Raw genomic sequence first — 20337 nt, 5'->3', positions numbered from 1 at the left:
CGTGTCGTCACTCGATTCGGTCACGACGCGGGTATCGATCCCATCGCCCCCCGGAAGTGGACACTCATCCGCCGAGGCGAAAGAGTGGGCCCATGAGGATTCCGAGGATCGCGGCGGCAACGCTGACCGTGTTGGCGGCGGCGCTGAGCCCGGCGCCGGTGGCGAGCGCGCAACCGGCCGAGACGGCAGGCACCGTCGTCGGCGTCGAGTCACTGTCCCCCGCGGCCACCCTGCCCGGATCGGCCCGCGCCGAGCGCCTGCTCTACCGCTCGACCACCGCGGGCGACCAGCCGACCACCACCAGCGCGGCCGTGTACTTCCCCGCGGGCGAAGCGCCGCAGGGCGGCTGGCCGGTGATCGCGTGGGCACACGGCACCGTCGGACTCGGCGACGACTGCGCCTACAGCGTGGCCGGGCCCGCCGCGGTCGAGCGGGACCGGGCCTACCTCGGCACCTGGTTGAAACAGGGCTACGCGATCGTGGCCGCCGACTACGCGGGCCTGGGCGGACCCGGCGAACATCCCTATCTGAACGGCATCGCCGAAGCGCACAACGTGGTCGACGGGGTCAAGGCCGCGACCGAGCAGTACGCGTCCCTGTCGAACAAGTGGGCCGTGGTCGGCCAGTCCCAGGGCGCCGGCGCCGCGGTGTTCACCGCTCGCTACGCCACCGAATTCGGCGGCACCGACTTGGACTACCGCGGCGCGGTCGGCACCGGCGTGCCCGCCTACATCGAGGACGTCATCGGGCTCATCGGCCCCGGCGTGCCCCCGATCGCCCTGAGCTCGCACCTCACCGCGTACGTCCTCTACATCCTCAGCGGTCTGCGCACCACCTACCCCGACCTGGACATCGACGGCCTGCTCACCGACACCGGCCGGACCTGGCTCGCCCGCGCCCAAACCGGCTGCATCGGCCCACTGGGCGACGAGCTGGCCGCCGCGAAGCCCTCGGTCGGCAGCATGTTCGCCCGCCCGCTGTCGTCGATCCCCGACGTCCACGGCCTGCTCGCGCGCTACATGGGCCTGCCCGAATCCGGCTTCGACCGCCCACTCTTCCTGGGCCAGGGCCTGCGGGACACCGACGTGGTCACCCCTGAAACTCTCCGCTACGCCGCGGTCCTCCAGGCCAACGGCCAGCCCGTCACCTTCCGCACCTACCCCACCGACCACGACGGCACCGTGAACGCCTCCCTGGTCGATTCCCTCCCCTTCGTCAGCGCGTTGTTCGACTGACGACGAGCACGACAACGGCCCCGCGCTACGCCGAGTAGCTTGGGGCCGTTGCGGTTTCGATACGTAGAGTCGCCGGAGTGAGAATTATTCGATCCGCCGCCCTGGCCGCTTTCGTGCTGCTGCTCGCACCGGCTTTCGCGCACGCCGACCCGCCGCCGCCGATCTTCACTCCGGAAGAGCAGTGCGAGACCACGCGCACCCTGGTCGACAACGTTCGCGCCGCGAAACCGGATGCGACGCCGGAGGAGATCGCGGACACGTTCGTCAACTACATGGATTCCATGGGCGCCTACAACCGCGTTCCGCAGGCCAAGGAATCCGATCGCCAGATCACGCTGAGCAATATCGAACGCTGCGGTCTGGCCTAGACACCGAGCCGACGTCGGCCCCTTACCGGGGTCGACGTTTCGCGTCAGTTGCCCAGGAGCCGGACGCCCGCCGGATGCACCTTGCGCCAGTGTTCGGCGATGTCGATGCGGCGGGTTGTCCACACCCGGTCGTGGGATTGGACGTGGTCGAGGAAGCGTTCCAGGGCGGCGGTGCGGGCGGGACGGCCCGCGATACGGCAGTGCAGGCCCACGGAGAGCATTTTCGGGGTGTCCTCGGCCCCTTCGCGGTAGAGAACGTCGAAGGCGTCGCGCAGGTGGGCGTAGAACTCCTCGCCGTTGGCGAAGCCCGCCGGGGAGGCGAAGCGCATGTCGTTGGTGTCGAGGGTGTACGGAACCACCAGGTGGCTCTGGCCGCGCACCTCGGTCCAGTAGGGCAGGTCGTCGGCGTAGGAGTCGGAGTCGTAGACGAAACCGCCGTGTTCGACGACCAATTCGCGGGTGTTCGGGGAGTCGCGGCCGGTGTACCAGCCGAGCGGGGCGGAGCCGGTGAGTTCGGTGAGGATGCGGATCGCCTCTGCCATATCGGCGCGCTCGATATCGCGATCGATCAGCTGATAGGACTTCCATTGCAAGCCGTGGCAGGCGATTTCGTGGCCCAGTTCGGAAAAGGCCGCCACCGCTTCGGGATTGCGCTGCATGGCTCGCGCCACCGCGAAGACGGTGAGCGGCAGGTCACGCCGTTCGAAGGCGCGCAGCACCCGCCACAACCCGGCGCGCGAACCGTATTCGTAGAGCGATTCCATGCTCATGTGCCGGTTCGGGAAGGCATCGGCGGGCGTCATCTCGGAGAGGAAGGTCTCCGAATGCGGCGAACCGTCGAGGACGTTGTTCTCCCCGCCCTCTTCATAATTCAGCACGAACTGCACGGCGATCTGCGCGTCGTCGGGCCATTGCGGGTCGGGCGGATTCGGCCCGTACCCGACGAAATCGCGAATATCGCGCCCACCCGTCGCCCGGCCGCCACCCCCCACGGAATCGCTGCGCGATACTGCGCTCATCCGAGCTCCCCGTAGAGGCGCAGCCGTGCGAGGCCGCCGTCGGGATAGATGTCGAGGCGTACCTCCACGACGGAGGCGGCTGCGGGCTGTAGCACGAACCGGTGGCGGGTGTCGGGCAGCAGGTCGGTGCGCGGCAAGAGCTCGACTTCGGTTCCGTCACTGGTGAATCCGGTGAGCGAGGCCGCGCCGGGGCTGTTGCCGAGGAAGCAGGAGGTGTCGATCTCGGCCAGCCGGATCGCCCCCGGTCCCGCGAGTTGGATTCGTACCCAGTCGTTTCCGTCGTCGCGGCGGCGTGCCGTCTCCCAGCCGTCGCCCATTTCCCTGGCCAGGCCGGGGTAGAGCAGTTGGTTGGGCGAGCTGTAGAACCGGTTGGAGCAGTCGAGCACGACGGCGCCGTTCTCCAGCGCGGCGAGATCGAGTGGGCCGAGGCCGAGCAGCGCGGGATCGGGGCGGCCTTCGCCGTGCACGCGCAGGCGGGCGACGCCGCCGTCCGGATGCATGGTGAGTTTCACATGGGTCCAGCGGTTCTCGCTGTCGATGGCGAACGGATTACGGCTGTCACCACCGACCTTCACGCGGTCGAGCAGGGTCACCCAGTCGGTGCGGGCCGCGATCTGCTCGGCAGGCGGGTAGCCCTCGATCGCCAGCGCCGACAGCGATACCTCGGGCGGGAAGTTGCCCTTGAACCAGGCGGTGTCGACCACGACGCCACGGATCACGCCGGGCACGCCGAGGCGCACGACGGCCGAATCGTCGCCGGGCTTGCCGCGGTGCCTGCGGGTCTCCCAGCCGTCGTAGACCTGGCCCTTGTGGCCGAATGTCGCCGGCTGGTACTCCGACGGACCCGGGCTGACCAGGTTCTCCTTCTCCGCGAAGAATTCGTCGTTCGCCCAGATCACGGAACCGCCGAGGGTGCGGACGGCCAGATCAGGGAGCAGGGTGAAATCGTCGCTGCCGGTGAATCGGCTCACGGGTGCCTCCTGGGGTCGGGTGCCATATTACTGGTATACCGCTATTTGTGCCGGGCTCATCACGTCGCGCGCACCCGTCGAGCGGCGAGATCGAGCAGAACCTCGCCGGTCAGACCCGGCGCATCGGCGAGCAGTTCGGCCTCGGTGAACGCACCGGCACGCAGGCCGCGCAGCACGGTGCTCGCCAAGGCTTCGGCGGTCGCGGGCTCGTCCATCACACCCCCGCCACGCCGGTCCAGGTAGGCGACCAGGCGCGGCACCGCCACCTCGCGCGCGCCGCGGAAGAAGTCGTAGGTGGCGAGCCAGCGGGTGATCAGGTGGCCGGGGTGCATGTCCCAGCCCTGGTAGTAGCCGCGGCGCAAGGCCCGCTCGACCAGGCGGTGGTGGTTGGCCATGGCGACTTCGGGATCGACGTCGGGGACGATCTGGGTGGAGCCGTCACAGATCCACACCCCCGTCTGCGCGGCGGCGACCTGCATCACCGACTTGGCGTAGTCGGCGGCGGGATGGTCGAGGGCCTGATCGGTGGCCGCGATGCCGCAGGCGGCGGTGTAGTCGTAGGTACCGAAATGCAGTGCGCTACAGCGGCCGTCGGCCAGGTGGATCATCTTGACGATGGGCGCGGTGCCGTCGGGGGCGACAATCGCCTGCGGGCTCTCGATCTGGAGCTCGAAACGTAGCGACCGTTCGGGCAGGCCGTGGCCGCGCTCGAGTCCGGTGCACAGATCGACGATCGCCGACACCTGTTCCGCGGCACGGATCTTGGGCACCGTGAACACGAATCCGGGCAGTGCGCCGCCCGCCCCGTCGAGGACGAGTTCGAGAGTGCGCAACGCGCGCCGACGTTCGTTCGCGGCCAGACCTTTCGTCCGAACACCGAACGAGACCGGTGCGCCGGGCTTGTCGGCCCATGCCGCCAGCGCCTCGCCCGCCGCCTTCGCCGCCGCGTCCTCCTCGTCATCGGCCCGGAACCCGTAACCGTCCTCGAAGTCGATACGCATGTCCTGCACCGGCCGGTCCGTGAGTCGACGGCGCACGGCCGGGAGCGAACCGGTGACATCGAGACCGACGAGGAAGTCGGCGTGGCGATGCAGTAGCTCCAAGGCGGTGGCGCCCCACTCGGCGGGGCTCTGCGCGGTGGCGCGGTCGGCCGGCACGTAGGCGGTGTGCACGGGTTGGACCCGGTCACCAGCTCCTGGGTAGCGCACGCGCAGTTCGGCGTCGACGGAGTCGAGCACCGAGTCGATGCGGGCTCGAATATGTTCGGGCAGGCGAGTATTCACCCGGCGGTTCCTTCCTTGACGGCCCGCCACACACGATCGGCGGTCATCGGTAATCGGTAAGGGCGGACACCGACGGCGTCGCGGATCGCGTTCGCCAGGGCGGGGGCCACCGGGTTGTAGGGGGACTCACTCATCGATTTGGCACCCAGCGGGCCCAGTTCGTCACTGGTTTCGGCGAAATACACCTCGGTGCGGGGCAGATCGGCGAAATGCGGAACGTGATAGTGGCGCAGCGTCCGCGTGGTCACCACGCCGGACTCGGATCGCATGTCCTCGTAGAGCGCGGTCCCGATCGCCTGGGCGACGCCGCCTTCCACCTGCCCACGCAGCTGCACGGGGTTCAGCACCGTGCCCGCGTCGGCGACCTGGACCGACTGCAATATCTGCACCGCGCCGGTCGAGGGCTGGACCGCCACCCGGAACGCGTGGACATTGAAGCTCACCGAGCGCGGGGTGCCCGCGTGGCTGCCGTGGGCGACGAGCTCGCCGTCGGCGAGCAGTTGCGCCGCGGTGATCAGTTCGTCGCCGCAGCGCACGCCGCTCGCTTCGAGCAGACAGTCGCGTTCGGGGTGACCGCTCACCTTCGCCGCCCTCGCCAACATCATCGCGTGCAGTTCGAGCGCCGCCGCGTAGGAGGCTTTGCCCGCGACCATGGTGCCGGTGGAGCCGAACGCGCCGGTATCGTGGCCGACCACGTCGGTGTCGGACTGGCGGATCACGATTCGCTCGGCGGCGGTGGCCAGCGCCGTTGCCGCGAGCTGGGCGTGGACGGTGGTGGTGCCGTTGCCGAATTCCGCGGTGCCGACCCCGATTTCGTAGCGGCCGTCGGGCAGCAGGCTCGCCGTGGCATCGGCATGATGCCCGCGCGGGGGCACGGTCGCGATCATCGCCACCGCCATGCCCTCCCCCACCTGCCAATCCGGTCCGGGCGCGGCGACACCGTTGCCGCGCAGGAGCGCCCGCTGTGCGGTGTCGAGGCACTGGTCGAGGCCGTAACTACCGAAGGTCAGGTCGGACTCGTCGATTTCGGCGGCGGTGAACCGGTCACCCGGGATCACCACATTGCGACGGCGGAATTCGAAGGGGTCGATGCCGAGTTCACGAGCCAGTTCGTCGATCGCCGACTCGACACCGAAGATCACCTGGCCGAGTCCGTAGCCACGGAACGCGCCAGAGGGAACGTTGTTGGTGTACACCGCTTGTGCGTCGACCCGCTTGTTCGGGCAGCGGTAGACGGCCACCGATTCGCCGACGGAATGGAACATCACGCCCGCGCTGTGGTTGCCGTACGCGCCCGCGTCGGCGAGTACGTCCACCGAGAGCGCGCTCAGGATGCCCGCCGCGTCGGCGGCCGCGGTGACCGCGACCCGCATCGGATGACGGCACGTGGCCGAGGTGAATTCGTCGGTGCGGGTGAACTCGTATTGCACGGGATGCCCGGTGCGGAGCACGGCCAGGGCGATCAGGTCCTCGGCCAGCATCTCCTGCTTGGCCCCGAAGCCGCCGCCGACGCGAGTCGCGAACACCCGCACGCGGTCTCGACCCAGCCCGAACAGGTGGCACAGTTCGTCGCGGACCAGGAACGGCACCTGGGTGCTCGAGCGAACGACGAGCCTGCCCGTGTCGTCGAGCCAGCCGATCCCGCCATGGGTCTCCAGGTGCACATGCTGCACGCGCGGCGAATTCCACACGCCGCTCACCACTTTCGCGGCCTGCTCGATACCGGCTTCGAAATCACCGACACCACCGTGGATCTCGGCGATCAGATTGCGCTGCGCGTCGGCGATCCGTGCCGAGTCCGGCTTGTCGGCATGCAGCACCGGCGCGCCATCGGCCAACGCTGCCTCGGGCTCGAAGACCGCGGGCAGCACCTCGTACTCCACGTGCAGCGCTCGCACCCCCGCACGTGCGGCGTCCAGGGTCTCCCCCACCACCGCGGCTACCCGCTGCCCCACGAACCGGACCGTGCTGTCGAGCACGAAGGTGTCGTCCGGATCGTCCTCGCGCAGTTCGTGGCGAGCCGTGGAGAACGCGGTTCGCGGTCCATCCACATGTGTCAACACCACCCGCACACCCGCAACAGCCCGCGCCGCGGCCACGTCGATGGACACGATCCGCGCATGCGCGTGCGGACTGGTCAGCACGGCCAGATGCCACGGGGCCACCGGCGGCATCCGCTCCCCCGCCCCCGGCACCACATCCATCGTGAACGCCTCCGCACCCCGCACGATCCGCGCCCCAGCGGGCGCCCCCACACCGTCTCCGATCTGCCCCGCCCGATACTTCCGCCGCATCACCCCACCGACCCGCGCCTGCGCCCCCACCACGGCAGACACCCCGACCTGCGGCCCCTCCGCCGCCGACACCGTGGTGACCTCACCGGCCAACCGGCCCGGGTGACCGTGTGTCACATACGACTCGACAGCAGGCCCCGCCGCATCGAACGACTCACCGGATCGCGCCACCTCATCGCTTCCCGGCCGAACATCTCCTCCACCGATCGAATGAGCGGAGCGACCGTCATCGCTACGCACCGCGGGGGCCGGGTACGCGTCGGGCGAAGCTTCAGCGGGGGATGATTCCGCGCCCGCCCGCTTCGCGACTTCTTCGGCAACGCTGCGCGTGCCTGACGAACTATCGTCGAATCGGTCAGCAGTCGCCTCACCGAGCCCGGACGTCGCTTCCGCGACATGGGTCCGCGTCGAGGCGTTCGCCGCACGATGCCCCTTCCCCGTGCACAGTGGGCCGGATTCCTCCGCGCGGTGCGGCGACGAGTCGGCCTCGCCAGTTGTACACAGTGATGCACAGGGTGCGGCCAAGGCGTCGGCGATGGCGCGATAGCCCGTGCAGCGGCACAGGTTTCCCTTCAGCAGCTCGGCGCGTTCGGCGTCGGTGACTGCCTGAGCAGGCAAGTTGTCCACAGCTGTGTCGGGGCGGGCGGCGGCCAGACCCGATGCTGTCACCACCATTCCGGCGGTGCAGAAACCGCATTGGAAGGCGGCGTTCTCGACGAAGCCGCGCTGCACCGGGTTCGGGGTATCCGCATCGCCGAGGCCCGCGGCGGTCGTCACCGCGCGGTCGGCGGCGCGGTGGGCCGGGATCAGGCAGGAGTGGACGGGTTCGCCGTCGAGCAGCACCGAGCAGGCTCCGCAGTCGCCGGAGTCGCAGCCCTTCTTGACCGCGAGCTCGCCGTGTTCGCGGAGCAGCGTGCGCAGGCACTGGCCGGGCCGCGCGGTTACTTCGACCGCGCGGCCGTCGATATCGAGCCTCATGAACCACCTCCGTGTTCCGTGGTCAGCACGATGCGGCCGCGCAGGCCGCCTCGGGCCAGCCGGGTGTGCGCATCGGCGGCTTGCTCGAGCGGCAGGGTGCCGGCCACGCGCAGGGCGAGGTCGTAGCCGGCGAGCGTGGCCAGGGCTGCGCCGTCGGCGCTGATCCAGGCGTGGTGAACGCGAATGCCGCGCAACGGAACCGGGTCGGCGCCACCGACGACGGTGACGAACGACCCCCGGTTGCGCACTGCGGCAAGCGCTCCGGCGCTCAGGCCCGCTGTGTCCAGGACGGCATCGACACCACCGGGCACCAGCGCACGGACCGCCTCGGCCAGGTCCGGCGTCTCACGCGGCACTACCCACTCCGCACCGAGTCCGCGCACGAAGCCGGCGTCCTCGGCGCCGACCTGCGCGATCACCCTGAGTCCACGCCACCGCGCGGCGATCTCGACCGCGAAACCGCCCACCGCACCGGCCGCACCGGTCACCAGCACACTGTCGCCTTCGGCGAGATCGAGCAGATCGAGCGCCTGAAAAGCGGTGAGCCCGTTCAGCGGGAGCGTCGCGGCCTCCGCCGCCGAGCTGCCGACGGGAGCCGCTGCCACCGCCGACGCGTCGAGCACGAGGTAGTCCGCGTAACTGCCCAGCGACCGGTCGAGCAGATCACGAAGCCCGATCACGGGCTGTCCCACCGCGAAACCGGGCACCCCGGCGCCGACCTCGTCGATCTCGCCCGCCACGTCCCAGCCGATCCCGGTCACCGGTCGCGGCGCCATCAGACCGGCTTCGACCAGCGCACCCGCCCTGGTCACCGCGTCGACCGGGTTCACCGCGGCCGCCGACACCCGGATCCGCACCTGACCTGGCCCCGGCGCGGGCACCGGCACCTCGACGAGTTCGAGTGCTTCCGGTCCGCCGAAGGTATGGACGACAACTGCGCGCATGATGATCTCTCTCTTCCGTAGGTACTGACCGAACCTAGGGAGAGCTACTCTCTATCGGGAAGTACGCACTGCGAAGTGCCTACCGCACGCGAGGGAGAGCGATGAGTACGCGGACCGCCGCCGAGCGCCGCGCCGAGGCGGGCGCGGCCTACAACGCCTACGTGGCCGAATGCCCGGCGCGTCAGCTGCTGGACCGGATCGGCGACAAGTGGGTGAGTCTGACGATCAACGCGCTGGCCGACGGTTCGCTGCGCTACAGCGAACTGAACCAGCGGCTGGCAGGGGTGAGCCAGAAGATGCTCACCCAGACCCTGCGCAATCTCGAACGCGACGGCCTGGTCACCCGCACCGTGCTGCCCGAGGTGCCGGTTCGCGTCGAGTACCGGCTGACTCCGCTCGGCGAGGACTTGCTGCCGGTGATGCGCACCATCAAGGGCTGGGCCGAGCAGCACATGGATCGGGTGCTCGCCGCCCGCGCCGCCTACGACGCCACGCGCTGAACTCACGACGCCTCCCGCAGTTCGGCGGCCACCTCTGCGGCCAGCAGCCCGGTCACGTGCTCGCGCCAGTCCGGCGCACCGTGTGGATCGTCGAACCACACGTCGGGGTCGATCTCGGCCAGCGCGTTGTTCAGCTCGGATGGCGAAGGGACGGAATCGAAGTCGAGAACGATCGGGCGAACGGTCGCCGCGGTGACGGTGATCGCGCACCGGCCGTCGGCCGCACGCCTGCCCATCACCACCGACCCGGAACGCCCGAGCGGAGCCAAGGCCGCCTTGCGAAAGCTGGTGCGCGCCATCAGGCTCGAGGTGGGAACGACGAACGAGCGCACGACAGCGCCCGAGCCCAGCAGGTTCTCTCCCGGTCCGGTGACGAAGTCGCGCAGGGAGATTCGTCGCTCACCACCGCCCCGCGGCCAGATCACCGCGGTCGCGTCCAAGGCGACGAGCGCGCCGAGCACCGCGCCTGCGGGCAGTGACAGACACACGTTCCCGCCGACCGTCGCCGTACGCCAGATCTTGTGCGAGGCCAGCAGCGCCCGGCAGGACTGCGCGAACAGCGCCGTACCCGGCCACTCCGGTCGCATGGTCGAGGTGCCGAGTTCCCGGCCGGGACGGGCACCGGCGAACTCCGCCAGCGTGCACGTCGCGGCGATCTCCAGCCCCGGTGCGGACTCGGTCAGCGGCGCCCAGCCCAGGGTCGTGATGTCGACGAGCGTGTCGAGATGATCGTGCGGTTCGGAGAACAGGAAAGTACCGCCCGCCAGCACCGCGCTGCCCGCTCCGACCTGCGCCAGATCGGCGCGTTCGCGGGCGAGAACAATCTCGGAAACAGTGTCCAGATCCACGTTCACCTCGCTAACCTCACCGGCCACAGTAGGGGCCGGGAGTTGCCACGATGTTGCACGAAACCCGCGCCAGATTGCGCCGCGGTTAACCCGGTGTACGCCATCCAGTGTGCGCCGATCCAGGCAAAACCGCAGATCAGCACGCCGACGACGAGCATGGCTGTCGGCCCGACATCCGAGCTCACGTGCCGGCCGGCGCGCGGATGACGTCACGGCCCGCCCCCCCCCGCCGCGCGTGATCACGCGCCGGGGTCCGAGCGTGATCACGCACCGGCCAGCAGCGTGGCCTGGGCCTGGGCCACCTCGGCACCCACCGACGCCTCGTCCACCGTCAGCACGACATCGTCGCGAACGACTTCACGCCCGTTCACCAGCAGTGCGGCCAGCGGCGGCGCCGAGCCGAGGATCAGCGCGACGACCGGGTCCTCGATACCGGCGTGAGCGGGCGTATCCAGCCGCCACAGCGCCAGATCCGCCAGCTTGCCCGGCTCGATGGATCCGATCTCGTCCGCCCGCCCGAGTACCCGCGCACCACCCATCGTCGCCAGCTCGAGCGCCGTGCGTACCGTCATCGCCCGCGGACCGCCGACCGCCCGCGCGTACAGCAGCGCGTTGCGCGGTTCCTCGATCATCGAACTGGACTCGTTGCTGGCCGCACCGTCGACCCCGAGGCCGACGGGCACACCGGCCGCCACCAGGTCGGCGGTCCGTGCGATCCCCGCGCCCAATCGGCCGTTGGAGGTCGGGCAGTGCGCGATCCCGGTCCCGGTGCGCGCCATCGCCGCGATCGCCGGATTGTCGAGGTGCACGGCGTGCGCGTACCAGACATCGTCGCCGAGCCAGCCCAGCTGCTCCATGTACTCGGCGGGCGTGCACCCGAACTTCTCCTGGCAGAAGTCCTGCTCGTCGAGAGTTTCGGCGAGGTGCGTGTGCAGCCGGACGCCCGCGGAACGGGCCAGCGCCGCGGACTCGCGCATGAGATCGGCGGTCACCGAGAACGGCGAGCAGGGTGCCAGCGCTATCCGCACCATCGCGTCGAAGGACGGGTCGTGCCAGTCTTCGATGGCCGCCGCACTCGCGGCGAGGATGTCGTCGATCGACTCCACCACGGAGTCCGGCGGCAGCCCGCCCTTGCTCTGCCCGAGATCCATCGACCCGCGCGCCGGGTGGAAGCGCAGCCCCACCTCGACCGCCGCGCCGATCTCGGCGGCGAGTAGGTCACCGCCGCCGCGCGGGAACACGTAGTGGTGATCCGACGACGTCGTGCACCCACTGCGCGCCAGCGAGACCAGCGCGCCGGTGGCCGCCGTCCGCACCGACTTCTCATCGATCCGCGCCCACACCGGATACAGCGTGGTCAGCCACTCGAACAGCGTGTTGTCGGCGGCCAGCCCACGGGTGATCCATTGGTACAGGTGGTGGTGGGTGTTGACCAGACCGGGGGTGAGCACGCAGCCACGCCCGTCGATCCGCGCGACCTCCGGCCCGAACTCGGGCGGTGCACCCGCGCCCACAGCGTCGATCTTGTTGCCGCGCACCGTGACCCAGCCGTCGCGGTATTCGGTGCCCGTCGCGTCGACGGCGATCACCGCACAGCCGTGAATCAGCAGATCGGGCGCGCTCACGGCTGCCACGCGATCCCCGCATCGGGCGCGTCCGCTCGCGCCAGGGTGGCGTGGATCGAGCCGTAGGGCCGGTCGGCCGCCCAGAAGACCTCACCCTTGTTCTCGATCTCGAACCGCGCGAGGTCGTAGTCGAAGTGGTGTTTGTTCGGCGCCGACAACCGGATCTCGGCCAGCACCGGAAAGCGTTCCAGCGCGGCCGTTCCCATCGCGTACAGCGTCTGCTGCAACGCCTTGGAGTACGTGGTGGCGAAGAGCTCGAGCAGCGTGGCGCGGATCCCGGCGTACACCTCGTCCCAGTCGAATCCGCTGGTCTCGGCGAACCGCCACTGGACCACCAGCGAACTGGCCAGCACGCGATCGTGGGTCGGCGCGAGTGTCGTGTATTCGTCGGTGAGGAAGTCGGCGAACTCCGATTCGGTCGACTTGAGCAACACCAGGTCCTTGATCCCGCCGATCACCCACCGCTGCTGCTGCGCGCCCTTGCCCGCCACGGTCACCGCGGCCGTGCGCACCTCGGGGCCCTGACGCACCCAGGTGTGATCGTGTTCGGCACCGTCGACCGAAACCCGCTGCCAGCCATAGGAGTCCACGTCGATACGCGCACTCGACACCGGATCGACCGAGTCCACGAAATGCTTGCCCAGCGCGATCGCGTAGTCCTCGATGGTGTCGAGACCGGGCTTCTTCGAATACACGAAGGCCATGTGCTTCTGGGTGTCGGTGGGCAGTACGTGACGCTGGTCACCATCGGTGTATGCCGCCTCGAAATCACCGCGCAGGGTGGTCGAGACGTTCACGTCGCGAATCTCGTGGCGCGCGTTCTCTTTGTAGAAACGCACAACCCGATTCTCGGCTTTGCCATATCGATTGTCGGTCAACACGATCGGACCGGTCAGTGCCATCTCAGCTCCCTCGGTAGGTGGAATAGGCGAACGGCGACAGCAGCAGCGGCACATGCAGATGCGGCTGCTCACCCACCGTGAACGCGACGCAGACTTCCGGATAGAAGGTCTCGGTGCCCTGCGCCGCGAAGTAGCTGCCGGTATCGAAGAACAGCCGGTAGTCGCCCGGATTGAGTCCGGCCGCCAGCTCTTTCACCCGGCCGTCGGCGTCGGTGAGCGCCTCGGTGAGCCGCTGCTCCCCGCGCATCAGCAACACCGCGACACCCGCGGCGGGGACCCCGCGCACGGCGTCGAGCACGTGGGTACTCACGCTCGTCATGGCGTCACCAGCCCCGCCAGGCGCAGCCGGTTGATCTTCGTCAGTTCTGTTCGCATGACCTGCCTTTCAGTAGACGGATCGTTGTCCAACCGCGCGCGCAAGATCGCCAGCAACTCCTCGCCGCTGCGACCTGCCGCGCAGACCAGGTAGATATGGCCGAACTTCGCCTCGTAAGCGCGATTGCCCTCGGCCAGCGCCACGCGCACGTCCTCGCCCGCCACCCCGGACTGCTCGCGCGCGGAGGCCGCCGAGGTCGGGCGGTCGCCGATCCGCGGGTGACCGGCCAGCGCCTCGTCGATCTCGGCGTCGTCGAGTGCGGCCGTTCCCGCCTCGGCCGCCGCCAACAGCGCGTCGGTGGTGGCATAGGGACGCGCGGCCGCGATCGCCCGCGCCCAGCGTGGCGCCGAGCAACAGGCAAGCAGCGCATCTTCGGCAGTCTTCGCAGGTAGATCGTTGAAACCCGCGAGGCTCAGCCCTTCGCTCGTCATCGATCCAGCATCGCGCGATCCCCGGCCCGCCGCCACCGATGTGCAGTCCATCACGTCGGCGTGTCGTCGCCGGTGCGCTCCCCTGCTGTAATCGACCGGCAACATTGCGTCATTACCTTCGCTCACATGCCTCCACTCGACCGTTCCGCGCACGCCTCGTGCACGGGCATCGTCCTCGCGGCGGGTGCGGGCACGCGATACGGCAAACCCAAGGCACTCGCCGAGGACGGCGCCTGGTTGCGTTCGGCGATCACCGCCCTGCGCGACGGCGGCTGCGATCCGGTGATCGTCATGCTCGGCGCGACCGGACCCGATCCGGCCGCCCTCGGACTTCCCGACGGCACCCGATGCCGGTGGGTCGCGGACTGGGCGACCGGACTCTCCGCGACGGTGCGCGAGGGCCTGCGCGCCGCCACCGAAACCGACACCCGTTACGTGGCGTTTCTGCCCGTCGACATCCCCGATATCGGGGGCGATGTGGTCACCAGAGTGCTCGCCGCGGCGCGCGCGAGCAAGAGCGGACTTGCCCGCGCTGTGTTTCACAACACACCTGGACACCCCGTTGTGATCGAGAACAAGCACTGGGAAGCCATTTCCGAAGTAGCCGCAGGCGATATCGGGGCCGGTTCCTATTTGGGCGGTCGACAGGATATGGTGTGCGTCACGTGCGACGACTTGGCGACAGGGACCGATCGCGATTTCCCGGAAGTCGGCGCACGGTGATCGGAGTTGTGAGATATGCGCGATATCGTCGATGACCTTCTGCGAGTGTGGCATTCGGGCCGTACGGGCGGCCTCGCCACCGTGGTCCGTACCATCGGCACCAATTCCCTGCCCATCGGCTCTTCGATGCTCGTCACCCCCAACGGTGGCGTCTTCGGATCGATCGCCTCCGGACGGCTGGAAGAGACCGTCTACGACGCGGCATTGGAAGCGGGTCGCACCGGCGTCCGGCAACTGCGTCGCTACAGCATGCTCACCGGTCTGGAATCGAGCGCCGACGACGGAACGCTCGTCGATATCTTCGTAGAACCGTTCTCCTGCCGCGATTTTCCCGAATTCCCCACTATCGCCGCCGATATCCAAGCCCATCGCCGGGTCACCGTGTTCACAGTGGTGTGGAATCAGGATCCCGATGTCATCGGCCAGCATCTGGTCACCGATCGCAAGCACGCGACCGAACTCGTCGCGCTGCCCGAGTCGGATCTGTTCGTCGCCTCGTACTGCCCGCCGCCGCGCCTGATCATCTTCGGCGCCAACGCCTACGCGGCCACGCTCGTCGCGCAGGCGCGGATGATCGGCTATCGGGTGACCATCTGTGACTCGCGTCCCGAGTTCGCCGACCCGGCCTCGTTCCCGGGCGCCGAAGTGGTCGTCGACTGGCCGCATCGCTACCTCAACACCCTCTCGGCCGCGGGCGAGGTCGACAACAGCACCGCCATCGTTGTGCTGGCCAACGAGCCGCGCTTCGAGATCCCGCTGCTCACCGTCGCGTTACGACTACCCGAGCTCGGCTACCTAGCCGCCCTCGGCACCCCTGCCGACCAGGCTCGTCGCCTCGACGACCTGCGCGCGGGCGGCTTCGACGAGCCGACCCTGTCGCGCGTGCACGTACCCGCGGGCCTGGAAGCGGGCCCGCGCACTCCCGCCGAGACCGCCGTCTTCATCACCGCCGACTTCCTCGCCTCCCGCGCGGGCCTTCGCCTCGCGGCTCAGCGCGACTACGGGTCGACAGCCGCTGTGGGTATGGCCATTTGATGTACCGGTCGGCGCCACGGCTTCGCGGCGCCGACCGAGTTCTTATTTCAGGCCCGGGTTCTCGGCGTACACCTCACGCAGGACGGACAGGTCGAAGAGCTGGTCGGCCTTGATGTCGATCTTGGCGGTACGCAGCGCGGCGATGTTCTGCTCGATCAGCGCGTCCGACATCGTCAACAGGCCGTCGGTCCTGGTCGACGCCGAGACGACCAGGTCGTTCTGTGCGATGGCCTCCTTGGTCTGCTCGGCGAGGTCGAGTTTCAGGTCCTTGCCGTAGACCTCGACGGCCAACCGCGCGGACTCGGCGGGGTTGGCGACAGCGTCCTTCCAGCCCTTGATCTGGGCGGTCAGGAAGGCCTTGAGCTTGTCGCGCTCGTTGTCGATGGTGTGCTGGCTCACCGTCAATGTCTCCGCGACCAGCGGCAGACCGAAGTCGGCGAACAGGAAGTGGTCGTTGGCGAAGCCCTTGGCAGCCAGGGTGATCGGCTCGTTGGTCACATAACTCACCCAGCCGTCGACCTCACCGTTGGCCAGCGGGGTCGGATCGAACTGTGCGGGCACCACGGTGACATCGCCGGGACTGATGCCGTTGGCCGCCAGCAGGGCGCTGAAGATGAGCTGATTGGTGTCCTGCACACCGATCTTGCGGCCCTTCATCTGCGCGGGTGATGTGATCGGCTTGCCCGCCGAACTCACGATCGCGAACGGGTTCTTCTGATAGGTCGCGCCGACGATCTTGGCGGGTAGTCCTTCCAGCACGGCGGGCGCGGTGGTCTGCGGCGCGGAGAGGCCGAGCCAGATCTTGCCGGTATCGAGACCGGCTTCCACCGAAGTCGACGCCGCGCCACCCGCGACGAGATCTACCGCACCGAATCCCGCATCCTTGAAATAGCCCTTCGAATCGGCGAAATACTCACCCGCGAATTCGATGTTCTTGATCCAGGACAACTGGACAGCGACCTTGCCGAATTTCGAGCCGTCGTCGGTCGAGCCGTTCGAGGAAGTGGCCGAACTACCGCCGCAGGCGGCGAGCAGTCCGGCGCCGCCGAGCGCCGCGCCGGTCAATGCGGAAAAGCGGAGAAAGGAACGACGGTCGATACTGTTCATACGCAAAATGTAGGTTCGATGCGTTTCGTTCTCTTTGCCGCCACGTTCCGCCGCTATTCCTTACTTTCCGGCGCTCGGGCCGAAGCGCGCGAGCACCACGTTCTCGATCACGCCGACGATCGCGTACAGCAACACCGATACCACCGTCACCACCACGATCGACGCCCACAGCCGGTTGTACTGGAACATCGGGATGGCCCGTACCAGGCTCGCGCCCAATCCTGTTCCACTGCCGAGCCATTCACCCAGCAAGGCGCCGATCAACGCGCCGGGCACCGAGACCCTGGCCGCGGCGAACACCGACGGCAGCGCGGCGGGCACCGCGACCATCCGTAGTCGCGTCCACCGTGTGCCGCCGTAGGCCGTCACCAATTCCATTGCCTGCCTGGGCGCTTCGCGCAGGCCCGTCATGATCATCACCAGGGCGGGGAAGAACACGACGATCGCCGTCAGCACCGTCACCCCCGCCGTGCCTCGGCCGAAGATCAGCACCACGATCGGACTCAGGGCGACCAGCGGCACCGACCGCAACAACATCGCGACCGGCATGAACGTCTGCCGCACAGCCGAATACAGCACGAACAGCGCGGCGACGCCGATCGCGCCGAGCATCCCGACGACGAACCCCGAAGCCGCGTCACCGAGAGTGATCGCGAGGTCGTCGAAGATCGCCTGCCGCGCCGCAGGCGCACCCGCCGAAGTGACCAGATAGGCCCAGACATCCGACGGCGTCTTGCCCACTCGCGGCCCGATCTGCGGGAACAGGCGAAGAAACAGCGTCCAGATGACGAGCAACAGAATCAGCGACGTCGCCAGCGGCAGCAGGAAGCGGCCGATCCGGCGCGCGACGGTGGTGGTCATCGCCCCTCCTCCACCGTCGTCCACGGCGTGATCAGGCGGGCCGCGCCTGCCACCAGCAGGTACCCGAGCCCGGCCAGCGCGGCCGCGGCGATCGCCATGCCCCAGGTGCGCGGCACGTTGTAGGCGGTCTGGGCCGCCGTGAGCGCGACCCCGATACCGCTGTCGACGCCACCCAGATACTCACCGATGATCGCCCCGAGCACCGCCGACGGCGCGGCGATCTTCAAGGCGGCGAACGTATTCGGCAGCGCGGCGATGGCCTGCACCCGATACAGCTGCTGCCAGCGGCCACCGCCGTAGGCGCGCACCAGATCCAGGCTCGCCGGATCGGCCGAGCGCAATCCACTCACCGCGCCGACCATGGTGGTGAAGAAGCAGTACATCGCGGCCAGGAACACCGTGGGCGTGCGCCCGCCGAACACCACCAGGATGATCGGGCCCAGCGCCACCAGCGGCGTGCAGTAGCTCAGGATGGCCAGCTGGGTCGCGAGGGGTTCGATCCGCGGCGCCAGCATGATCAGCGCCGCGACCCCGATCGCGAGCACGTTGCCCCAGAGGAAGCCCTGCAACGCCCCGATCGCGGTGACCTGGAAGTTGGGCCCGTAGAGGCCCCACCCGTCCGACCACATGGTCGAAAAGACCCGCCCCGGTGAGGGAATCGTCCCGCCCGCGGTTCCGGCGGCGGCCAGCGCCCACCACAGGACGATCAGCACCACCACACCCAGTGCCCCGGCCACCCGGCCCAAGTCGGCCGGGATCCGCCGGGCTGTCGCCACACTCATGCCACCCCACCCCGCCCGAAGAGTAGCTCCGACAGGTAGTCACAGAGCTTGTGGAATTCGGGTGTGCGCATCATCTCGGGTGTGCGCGGACGCGGCAGGTCGATTTCGACCAGTTCCAGCACCCGGCCCGGTCGCGGACTCATCACCGCCACCACGTCGGACAGGAACACCGCCTCGCCGATGCCGTGGGTGACCATCAGTGTGGTCGCGGGCTTCTCGGTCCAGATGCGCAGCAGTTCCAGGTTCAAGCGCTGCCGGGTCATGTCGTCGAGCGCGCCGAACGGTTCGTCGAGCAGCAGCACCGACGGCTGCACGACCAGCGCTCGCGCGATCGAAACCCGTTGGCGCATACCGCCGGACAACTGCGCGGGCTTGGCCTTCTCGAACCCCTCCAGCCCGACCAGCGCGATCAGTTCGGCGATCCGGTCCGGTTCGGCGGGCAGCCCGGCCACCTGCAACGGCAGCCGGATGTTCGATTCCACACTGCGCCACGGCAGCAACGCCGAATCCTGGAACGCGATACCGAGCTCGGCGCCACCGCGCAATTGTTCCGGGGACATACCGTTGATCCGCGCGGTGCCCGCACTCGGCTCGTCCAGGCCGGCCAGAATCCGCAACACCGTCGATTTGCCGCAGCCCGAGGGCCCGAGCAATGACAGGAATGCGCCGTGAGAAGTCCGCAAATCGACCGAGTCCAGCGCGTCGACAGTGTTGCGGCCCACTGTGAAGGTCTTGCTCAACCCACTGATCTCGATCCCGGTGGTCGCGCTACCGGGGATTTCCTTACCCATGCTCGTCACCATAAGAGCGCCTGGTTGCGGCGGCATTTCCGAATCACAGCCCAGATTGCGCCCCCGTAAACCGTGCTCGAGGTCACCATAAAAGTGAACCGGTAACGATTCGGTCCTGTGAGAGGACATAGAGTGTCGGAGGATCTGACAGCCCTGCAGGCGTCGAGCGCATATGCTCTCGGCGACCGGGGGAAGCACTGCGATGACGTGCCCGACAGGGCCCGTGGACTGGAACCGACTGTTCGATGAAGCTCTCTGCACTACGTACCGTGGCCGCGCTGCGCACCACCGCCGTGGCTCTGACCGCCGCATTGTCGGTGGCCGTTGTCGCCGGTGGCGCCGCGACCGCCGAACCCGAGAAGCCCTCAGCCGTGTCGTCCATCGTCAAAGACGGACGCGTGTGGCATCTGAAGGTGTACTCGGCGGCGATGAAGAAGGACATCACGATCGACGTGCAGCGTCCCGTCGACGAGTCCAAGCCGGCCCCCAACTTCTACATGCTCAACGGCCTCGACGGCGGTGAGGGCACCGCCAGCTGGGCTGCGCAGACCCAGGCGCTCAGCTTCCTGGCCGACAAGCAGGTCAATGTGATCCAGCCGATCGGTGGCCGCGGCAGCTACTACACCGACTGGAAAGCCGAAGACCCGAAGCTGGGCCTGAACAAGTGGAGCACCTTCTTCACCCAGGAGCTCCCGCCGCTGCTCGACGGCGCACTGAACTCCACCGGCCTGAACTCGCTGGCCGGCCTGTCCACCTCCGGCACCTCGGTGCTGCAGCTGGCCGAGGCCAACCCGGGTCTGTTCAAGTCCGTCGCCGCCTACAGTGGCTGCGCGCAGATCGCCGACCCGATGGGCAAGCAGGCCGTCAAGTTCTCCGTGGAGACCTGGGCCGGTGGCAAGACCGCGAACATGTACGGCCCGGACAACGATCCCGCGTGGGTCGAGAACGACCCGGTCATCAACGCGGAGAAGCTGCGCGGCACCAACCTCTACATCTCCAGCGGTAGCGGCATGCCGACCAACGCCGACGTGGCCTACTACCTCAACGGTTCGCCCGGCCCGATGGGCGTGATCAACCTCGGTCTCGGTATCGGCATCGAAGCGGCGACCAACGCTTGCAGCCAGAACCTGAAGACCAAGCTGGACTCGCTGGGTATCCCGGCGACCTACCAGTTCACCCCGATGGGCACCCACTACTGGCCGTACTGGGAGCAGGCGCTGCACGAGTCGTGGCCGCTGCTCGCACAGGGCATGGGTATCTGATT

General features: G+C 68.5%; 20 protein-coding genes. 6 read left to right on the top strand and 14 right to left on the bottom strand.

The features are described 5' to 3' along the window. Nucleotides 1-92 precede the first annotated feature (92 nt). Entirely contained in the window at nucleotides 93-1235 is a 1143-nt protein-coding gene (locus tag ACWFRF_RS22150; RefSeq protein WP_452452009.1) for an alpha/beta hydrolase, read from the top strand. A gap of 77 nt (nucleotides 1236-1312) precedes the next feature. Then, nucleotides 1313-1603, top strand: coding sequence for a hypothetical protein (locus ACWFRF_RS22145; RefSeq protein ID WP_452452007.1), 291 nt, complete (start codon nucleotides 1313-1315; stop codon nucleotides 1601-1603). A gap of 44 nt (nucleotides 1604-1647) precedes the next feature. Here the strand turns inward: ACWFRF_RS22145 and puuE are convergent, their stop codons facing one another. Genes puuE through ACWFRF_RS22120 form a run of 5 tightly spaced genes read right to left on the bottom strand, consistent with a single transcriptional unit; the run spans nucleotide 1648 to nucleotide 9092 of the window. Beyond that, nucleotides 1648-2622 carry an allantoinase PuuE gene (gene puuE / locus ACWFRF_RS22140; protein WP_452452006.1) on the bottom strand — a complete coding sequence of 325 codons (975 nt, stop codon included), beginning with the start codon at nucleotides 2620-2622 and terminating at the stop codon, nucleotides 1648-1650. Continuing rightward, nucleotides 2619-3593: an allantoicase gene (alc, locus tag ACWFRF_RS22135; protein WP_452452004.1), complete on the bottom strand. Its 975-nt coding sequence runs from the start codon at nucleotides 3591-3593 to the stop codon at nucleotides 2619-2621. The genes puuE and alc overlap by 4 nt, the downstream gene beginning before the upstream one ends. Before the next feature lie 59 nt (nucleotides 3594-3652). After that, nucleotides 3653-4876 (bottom strand): DUF6986 family protein, encoded by a 1224-nt coding sequence (locus ACWFRF_RS22130; RefSeq protein WP_452452002.1) that lies wholly within the window; start codon nucleotides 4874-4876, stop codon nucleotides 3653-3655. Continuing rightward, nucleotides 4873-8148: a molybdopterin-dependent oxidoreductase gene (locus tag ACWFRF_RS22125; protein ID WP_452452000.1), complete on the bottom strand. Its 3276-nt coding sequence runs from the start codon at nucleotides 8146-8148 to the stop codon at nucleotides 4873-4875. The genes ACWFRF_RS22130 and ACWFRF_RS22125 overlap by 4 nt, the downstream gene beginning before the upstream one ends. Next, entirely contained in the window at nucleotides 8145-9092 is a 948-nt protein-coding gene (locus ACWFRF_RS22120) for an NADP-dependent oxidoreductase (RefSeq protein ID WP_452451998.1), read from the bottom strand. The genes ACWFRF_RS22125 and ACWFRF_RS22120 overlap by 4 nt, the downstream gene beginning before the upstream one ends. A 101-nt stretch (nucleotides 9093-9193) precedes the next feature. Between ACWFRF_RS22120 and ACWFRF_RS22115 the strand changes: the two genes are divergently transcribed. Continuing rightward, nucleotides 9194-9592 (top strand): winged helix-turn-helix transcriptional regulator, encoded by a 399-nt coding sequence (locus ACWFRF_RS22115; RefSeq protein ID WP_452451996.1) that lies wholly within the window; start codon nucleotides 9194-9196, stop codon nucleotides 9590-9592. A 2-nt stretch (nucleotides 9593-9594) separates the two neighbouring features. Here ACWFRF_RS22115 and ACWFRF_RS22110 read toward each other — a convergent pair whose 3' ends face one another. The 5 genes from ACWFRF_RS22110 to uraD all read right to left on the bottom strand — a co-directional run bounded on the left by ACWFRF_RS22110 (nucleotide 9595) and on the right by uraD (nucleotide 13900). Continuing rightward, on the bottom strand, nucleotides 9595-10446 hold the full coding sequence (locus ACWFRF_RS22110; RefSeq protein ID WP_452451994.1) for an FAD binding domain-containing protein: 852 nt from the start codon (nucleotides 10444-10446) through the stop codon (nucleotides 9595-9597). A 257-nt stretch (nucleotides 10447-10703) separates the two neighbouring features. Beyond that, on the bottom strand, nucleotides 10704-12074 hold the full coding sequence (locus tag ACWFRF_RS22105; RefSeq protein WP_452451992.1) for an 8-oxoguanine deaminase: 1371 nt from the start codon (nucleotides 12072-12074) through the stop codon (nucleotides 10704-10706). Continuing rightward, complete coding sequence (gene pucL, locus ACWFRF_RS22100) at nucleotides 12062-12967, bottom strand: factor-independent urate hydroxylase (protein ID WP_452451990.1); 906 nt, start codon at nucleotides 12965-12967, stop codon at nucleotides 12062-12064. Before pucL ends, ACWFRF_RS22105 begins: the two co-directional genes overlap by 13 nt. Nucleotide 12968: 1 nt before the next feature. Beyond that, on the bottom strand, nucleotides 12969-13286 hold the full coding sequence (gene uraH / locus ACWFRF_RS22095) for a hydroxyisourate hydrolase (protein WP_379312377.1): 318 nt from the start codon (nucleotides 13284-13286) through the stop codon (nucleotides 12969-12971). Further along, complete coding sequence (gene uraD, locus ACWFRF_RS22090; RefSeq protein ID WP_449967634.1) at nucleotides 13283-13900, bottom strand: 2-oxo-4-hydroxy-4-carboxy-5-ureidoimidazoline decarboxylase; 618 nt, start codon at nucleotides 13898-13900, stop codon at nucleotides 13283-13285. Before uraD ends, uraH begins: the two co-directional genes overlap by 4 nt. Between uraD and ACWFRF_RS22085 the strand changes: the two genes are divergently transcribed. Further along, nucleotides 13901-14497 carry a nucleotidyltransferase family protein gene (locus tag ACWFRF_RS22085; protein WP_452451987.1) on the top strand — a complete coding sequence of 199 codons (597 nt, stop codon included), beginning with the start codon at nucleotides 13901-13903 and terminating at the stop codon, nucleotides 14495-14497. It begins immediately after the preceding gene. A 15-nt stretch (nucleotides 14498-14512) separates the two neighbouring features. Further along, nucleotides 14513-15532 carry an XdhC family protein gene (locus tag ACWFRF_RS22080; RefSeq protein ID WP_378991121.1) on the top strand — a complete coding sequence of 340 codons (1020 nt, stop codon included), beginning with the start codon at nucleotides 14513-14515 and terminating at the stop codon, nucleotides 15530-15532. A gap of 42 nt (nucleotides 15533-15574) precedes the next feature. On the opposite strand, the gene ACWFRF_RS22075 is transcribed toward ACWFRF_RS22080, so the two are convergent. The 4 genes from ACWFRF_RS22075 to ACWFRF_RS22060 are packed head-to-tail and all read right to left on the bottom strand — an operon-like array spanning nucleotide 15575 to nucleotide 19073. Then, on the bottom strand, nucleotides 15575-16639 hold the full coding sequence (locus ACWFRF_RS22075) for an ABC transporter substrate-binding protein (protein ID WP_452451985.1): 1065 nt from the start codon (nucleotides 16637-16639) through the stop codon (nucleotides 15575-15577). 60 nt (nucleotides 16640-16699) lie between these two features. Continuing rightward, nucleotides 16700-17500, bottom strand: a complete 801-nt coding sequence (locus ACWFRF_RS22070; RefSeq protein ID WP_378633951.1) for an ABC transporter permease — start codon at nucleotides 17498-17500, stop codon at nucleotides 16700-16702. After that, the gene (locus ACWFRF_RS22065) at nucleotides 17497-18282 is read right to left on the bottom strand and encodes an ABC transporter permease (protein ID WP_452451983.1); all 786 of its coding nucleotides are present in this window, start codon (nucleotides 18280-18282) and stop codon (nucleotides 17497-17499) included. The genes ACWFRF_RS22070 and ACWFRF_RS22065 overlap by 4 nt, the downstream gene beginning before the upstream one ends. Further along, entirely contained in the window at nucleotides 18279-19073 is a 795-nt protein-coding gene (locus ACWFRF_RS22060) for an ABC transporter ATP-binding protein (protein WP_378991129.1), read from the bottom strand. Before ACWFRF_RS22060 ends, ACWFRF_RS22065 begins: the two co-directional genes overlap by 4 nt. 245 nt (nucleotides 19074-19318) lie before the next feature. On the opposite strand from ACWFRF_RS22060, the gene ACWFRF_RS22055 reads away from it, so the two are divergent. Continuing rightward, nucleotides 19319-20335, top strand: coding sequence for an alpha/beta hydrolase (locus ACWFRF_RS22055; protein WP_378991131.1), 1017 nt, complete (start codon nucleotides 19319-19321; stop codon nucleotides 20333-20335). The last annotated feature ends 2 nt before the right edge of the window (nucleotides 20336-20337 follow it).

The organism is Nocardia sp. NPDC055165 (assembly GCF_053606985.1).
The sequence above is the reverse complement of the archived record's forward strand: the minus strand, read 5'-3'. Positions and strand labels throughout refer to the sequence as shown.

Bases quoted from the DNA above. Each gene is read 5' to 3' on its own strand.
- ACWFRF_RS22150 (WP_452452009.1), top strand. From the start codon at position 93: ATGAGGATTCCGAGGATCGCGGCGGCAACGCTGACCGTGTTGGCGGCG.
- puuE (WP_452452006.1), bottom strand. From the start codon at position 2,622: ATGAGCGCAGTATCGCGCAGCGATTCCGTGGGGGGTGGCGGCCGGGCG.
- ACWFRF_RS22125 (WP_452452000.1), bottom strand. From the start codon at position 8,148: ATGAGGCTCGATATCGACGGCCGCGCGGTCGAAGTAACCGCGCGGCCC.
- ACWFRF_RS22120 (WP_452451998.1), bottom strand. From the start codon at position 9,092: ATGCGCGCAGTTGTCGTCCATACCTTCGGCGGACCGGAAGCACTCGAA.
- ACWFRF_RS22115 (WP_452451996.1), top strand. From the start codon at position 9,194: ATGAGTACGCGGACCGCCGCCGAGCGCCGCGCCGAGGCGGGCGCGGCC.
- pucL (WP_452451990.1), bottom strand. From the start codon at position 12,967: ATGGCACTGACCGGTCCGATCGTGTTGACCGACAATCGATATGGCAAA.
- uraH (WP_379312377.1), bottom strand. From the start codon at position 13,286: ATGACGAGCGTGAGTACCCACGTGCTCGACGCCGTGCGCGGGGTCCCC.
- ACWFRF_RS22085 (WP_452451987.1), top strand. From the start codon at position 13,901: ATGCCTCCACTCGACCGTTCCGCGCACGCCTCGTGCACGGGCATCGTC.
- ACWFRF_RS22080 (WP_378991121.1), top strand. From the start codon at position 14,513: ATGCGCGATATCGTCGATGACCTTCTGCGAGTGTGGCATTCGGGCCGT.
- ACWFRF_RS22075 (WP_452451985.1), bottom strand. From the start codon at position 16,639: ATGAACAGTATCGACCGTCGTTCCTTTCTCCGCTTTTCCGCATTGACC.
- ACWFRF_RS22070 (WP_378633951.1), bottom strand. From the start codon at position 17,500: ATGACCACCACCGTCGCGCGCCGGATCGGCCGCTTCCTGCTGCCGCTG.
- ACWFRF_RS22065 (WP_452451983.1), bottom strand. From the start codon at position 18,282: ATGAGTGTGGCGACAGCCCGGCGGATCCCGGCCGACTTGGGCCGGGTG.
- ACWFRF_RS22060 (WP_378991129.1), bottom strand. From the start codon at position 19,073: ATGGGTAAGGAAATCCCCGGTAGCGCGACCACCGGGATCGAGATCAGT.
- ACWFRF_RS22055 (WP_378991131.1), top strand. From the start codon at position 19,319: ATGAAGCTCTCTGCACTACGTACCGTGGCCGCGCTGCGCACCACCGCC.